At 66.1% G+C, this 3,700-nt stretch carries 5 protein-coding genes; 4 read left to right on the forward strand and 1 reads right to left on the reverse strand.

What is annotated here, in order from left to right:
- Positions 1 to 403: 403 nt before the first annotated feature.
- A complete protein-coding gene (locus tag JNN06_RS17005; RefSeq protein ID WP_291240782.1) occupies positions 404 to 715 on the reverse strand; it encodes a DUF6476 family protein in 312 nt (103 codons plus the stop codon).
- Between JNN06_RS17005 and JNN06_RS17010 the strand changes: the two genes are divergently transcribed.
- The 4 genes from JNN06_RS17010 to JNN06_RS17025 all read left to right on the forward strand — a co-directional run bounded on the left by JNN06_RS17010 (position 714) and on the right by JNN06_RS17025 (position 3,623).
- Positions 714 to 1,781, forward strand: coding sequence for an RluA family pseudouridine synthase (locus JNN06_RS17010; protein ID WP_291240783.1), 1,068 nt, complete (start codon positions 714 to 716; stop codon positions 1,779 to 1,781). The two genes, JNN06_RS17005 and JNN06_RS17010, sit on opposite strands and share 2 nt — an antisense overlap.
- 320 nt (positions 1,782 to 2,101) lie before the next feature.
- The gene (gene rplU / locus JNN06_RS17015; RefSeq protein WP_291240784.1) at positions 2,102 to 2,509 is read left to right on the forward strand and encodes a 50S ribosomal protein L21; all 408 of its coding nucleotides are present in this window, start codon (positions 2,102 to 2,104) and stop codon (positions 2,507 to 2,509) included.
- Between the two features lie 13 nt (positions 2,510 to 2,522).
- Positions 2,523 to 2,792 carry a 50S ribosomal protein L27 gene (gene rpmA / locus JNN06_RS17020; protein WP_291240785.1) on the forward strand — a complete coding sequence of 90 codons (270 nt, stop codon included), beginning with the start codon at positions 2,523 to 2,525 and terminating at the stop codon, positions 2,790 to 2,792.
- Between the two features lie 276 nt (positions 2,793 to 3,068).
- Complete coding sequence (locus tag JNN06_RS17025) at positions 3,069 to 3,623, forward strand: GNAT family N-acetyltransferase (protein WP_291240786.1); 555 nt, start codon at positions 3,069 to 3,071, stop codon at positions 3,621 to 3,623.
- Positions 3,624 to 3,700: the final 77 nt, after the last annotated feature.

Genomic DNA, 3,700 nt, shown 5'->3' on the forward strand with positions numbered 1-3,700 from the left:
TGGAATCCGGGCAGCAAGACCGGCTCAGCCCGTGACCGAGAGGCCAGAGCCTGCCCCGGCGGGTGCAAAGCGCCCGCCACTGGCGGGGCGGGCGCTGGCCGGTGGCTTCGGGCCACCGGCCCGAACTCGCTGATGTTTCAACATGACCTCGGCAATGGCCTCGGCCATAAGACGGGCCGGAAGCCGGAAACGTACTGCGTTTTCCCGGCCCTGTGAGAGCGGGACCGCAAGACCGTTTCAGCAAGTCATCGAGAGGCCAGGGCCTGCCCCGGCGGGCGCTGGCCGGTGGCTTCGGGCCACCGGCCCGATGTGGGAACGGTGCCGCGTGACCGAGGCGATGGCCTCGGCCATTGTGAGCTGAGGTCAGGACGCGCGGGGCGGTGCGGCCTTGGCCATCACGGGCTCAGCGCTGGATCGTCACTTCCTGCGTCAGGGTGCCTGCGGTGTCGAAGATCAGGATGCGGTTGTCGGTGGTCACCACGGCCACCCAGCCCGTGCCATGGGTGAAGGCATAGGGGGTGGTGCCTTCGGGCAGGGCCAGATGTGCGGGAAGGGTGGGCGGTGCCATCGCGGTGCCCGGCAGGGGCAGGCGCGTGACAAGCAGGCCCACGATGGTTATGACGCCCAGAATCAGGGTGAGGGTCAGCGCCGTCACCAGCCATTTCAGCCAACGCAGCGAGGGCGGCAGCTCCAGCTGTTCCGAGGTATCGTCCATGACCCGCTCCCTTGATGATGAAGACACCGATGACGGCATCCTGCGCGTGGTGATCGGTGAAGACCCGCCCGACCGTCTGGATAAGGCATTGGTGGCCTTTGTGCCAGAGGAGGCGGCGCTGTCGCGCTCGCGCCTGATGAAGATGATCGCGGGCGGCGAGGTCACGCGCGAGGGCGTGGCCATCACCGATTCCAAGACGAAGGTGACCGAGGGCGAGACCTATATGCTGACCATCGACCATGTGGTCGAGCTGGACACCCAGCCGGAAAACATCCCGCTGGAGGTGATCTGGGAGGATGCCGACCTCATCGTGATCAACAAACCGGTCGGCATGGTGGTGCATCCGGCGCCCGGCTCGTGGAGCGGCACGCTGGTCAATGCGCTGCTGTATCATTGCGGCGATACGCTGTCGGGCGTGGGGGGCGCGCGGCGGCCGGGCATCGTGCATCGGATCGACAAGGACACCTCGGGCCTGCTGGTTGTCGCCAAAAGCGACAAGGCGCATCAGGGCCTCGCGGCGCAGTTCGAGGCGCATACGGTGAACCGCCATTACCTCGCGCTGGTGCATGGCATGCCCTCGGCCGCCGATCCGCGGCTGCGTGGCACCAAGGGCGTCAGCTTCGAGACCGGGGGCATCCTGCGCATCGCCACCCATCTGGCGCGCCACAAGACCGACCGGCAGCGGCAGGCGGTGGTGTGGAACGAGGGGCGCCATGCCATCACCCGCGCCCGCGTGGTGGGCTATTGGGGCGCCGAGCCCGCGCCGGTGGTGAGCCTTGTGGAATGCTGGCTGGAAACCGGGCGCACCCATCAGATCCGGGTGCATATGGCCCATGCGGGCCATGGCCTCGTGGGCGACCAGACCTATGGCGGCAAGCGCCGACTGGCGGCCAAGGTGGTGGGCGCGGCGGCGGCAGAGGCGGTGAACGGCTTTCCGCGTCAGGCGCTGCATGCCGCCACGCTGGGCTTCATCCATCCGGTCACCGGCGAGGAGCTGCAATTCGAGGCGCCGATGCCCGAGGATATGCAGCATCTGATCGACCTGCTGGACGGCCCGCAAAGCTGACGGCGGGCCGCCTGGGGGCTGCTGTTGCATGGATATTTGAGCCAAGGTGAAGTGGGTTTCATCTTGGCTTAAATATCCATCTGTCGCGGGCGGTGGGGGGCCGGTGTGTCAGGAAGGGCGGGGGCGAACTGCGGGCTTGACAGGGGAGGGGCATTTCCCGATAAGCACCCATCCTGAACAGGCCCCGAGTCTGTCCGGGGTTTTCTGTTTACATCGTCCCGATTGCGGGGCGCGCTGTTTGAAGGCGGGGGCTTCCCCCGGAACGCCGCCCCGGCAACGGGAAGGGGCCGAAAGACGCGGAAACCTGGAAGGAAAGACCCATGTTCGCGGTCCTCAAAACCGGCGGCAAGCAATACAAGGTGCAGGCTGGCGACATCCTGCGCGTTGAAAAGCTGGCGGCCAATGCTGGTGACAAAGTCCAGTTCAACGAAATCCTGATGGTGGGCGGCGAAACCGTCACCGTCGGCGTGCCCACCGTTGCGGGCGCTGCCGTTCAGGCCGAAGTCATCGCCCAGATCAAGGGCGACAAGGTCATCCACTTCGTCAAGCGTCGCCGCAAGCACAGCTCGCAGCGCACCAAGGGCCACCGTCAGCATCTGACGCTGCTCCGCGTGACCGAAGTGCTGGCCTCGGGCGCCGAGAAATCGGGCGTTGCAGCCGCCACCGGCACCGCCGATGCGCGCCGCGCGGCCCATAATGGCGGCGCTGCCGCCAAAGCCGCGGAATAAGGAGTAACACCCCATGGCACATAAAAAAGCTGGCGGTTCTTCGCGCAACGGTCGTGACTCGGCTGGTCGTCGTCTGGGCGTGAAGCTCTATGGCGGTCAGGCAGCGATCCCGGGCAATATCATCGTGCGTCAGCGCGGCACCACCTTCTTCCCGGGCAATGGCGTCGGCATGGGCACCGATCACACGATCTTTGCCACCGTTGACGGCAAGGTTTCGTTCAAGAAGGGCCTGAAGGGTCGCACCTTCATTTCGGTTCTTCCGGTCGCGGAAGCCGCTGAGTAAGCCGAACCGTTACAATTCAATTGTAACAGGGGGTCGGCCGAAAGGCCGGCCCCTTCCTCATTTCCGCCGCCTTTGCGGCGAAAATGGCGGGATCGGGCAAGGCGGGGAGGCCTCGCCCTTGCAGGAATGTGGCCGAGGCCCCAATTGGCCTTGGGCAGGCCAAGACGTGTTTGTGACTTTGTTCGTGTCTGGCGCGACAGCCGCGCCGGTCATGCGCTTCGATGGAGGGAAGCGATGAAGCTGGATGTGATTGCCAAGGATCAGGATTTTGCCGCAATGGCGGGGTTCGGGCAGATGGTGGACGGCGTGATCACCGCCGGTCGCTTCACCCTGCGCCCGGTGCGAAAATCCGACGCGGGGCTGTTTGCCATGTATGCGGGCGACCGCCGCGTGGCGGAGGCGACCCGTTCGATCCCGCATCCGCTGCCGCCGGGCGCGGCGGAAAACTTCGTCACCCGCGCGATGAATCCCAAGGGCGAGGAAGCGGTCTGGGTGCTGGATGGCAGCGCCACCGGGCTGGCCGAGGTGCTGGGCGTCATCAGCCTCAAGCGCATGGATGAGGGCAAGTTCAACCGCGATCAAAGCGAGATCGGCTATTGGGTGGCGCCGGCCTTCTGGAACACGGGCTTCGCCTCGGAGGCGGTGCGGGCGCTGGTGGCGGCCAATCCGCAGAAGAACCGCACGATCTTTGCCGAGGTGTTTCAGGACAATCCGGGGTCGGCCCGGGTGCTGACCAATGCCGGGTTCCAGTATCTCGGCGATGCCGAGACCTTCAGCGTGGCGCGCAATTCCCGCGTGCCAACCTGGACCTATATCCGCAAGCTGGGCTGAGGGGGCGGGATCATGGCGCTGCCGACCCGGCTGAGGACGGGGCGGCTGCGGCTGCGCCCGCCCGAACAGACAGATGG

The organism is Gemmobacter sp. (assembly GCF_016792925.1).
In the GTDB taxonomy this organism is placed as follows: domain Bacteria; phylum Pseudomonadota; class Alphaproteobacteria; order Rhodobacterales; family Rhodobacteraceae; genus Gemmobacter.

Bases quoted from the DNA above. Each gene is read 5' to 3' on its own strand.
- JNN06_RS17025 (WP_291240786.1), top strand. From the start codon at position 3,069: ATGGCGGGGTTCGGGCAGATGGTGGACGGCGTGATCACCGCCGGTCGC.
- JNN06_RS17005 (WP_291240782.1), bottom strand. From the start codon at position 715: ATGGACGATACCTCGGAACAGCTGGAGCTGCCGCCCTCGCTGCGTTGG.
- JNN06_RS17010 (WP_291240783.1), top strand. From the start codon at position 714: ATGACCCGCTCCCTTGATGATGAAGACACCGATGACGGCATCCTGCGC.
- rplU (WP_291240784.1), top strand. From the start codon at position 2,102: ATGTTCGCGGTCCTCAAAACCGGCGGCAAGCAATACAAGGTGCAGGCT.
- rpmA (WP_291240785.1), top strand. From the start codon at position 2,523: ATGGCACATAAAAAAGCTGGCGGTTCTTCGCGCAACGGTCGTGACTCG.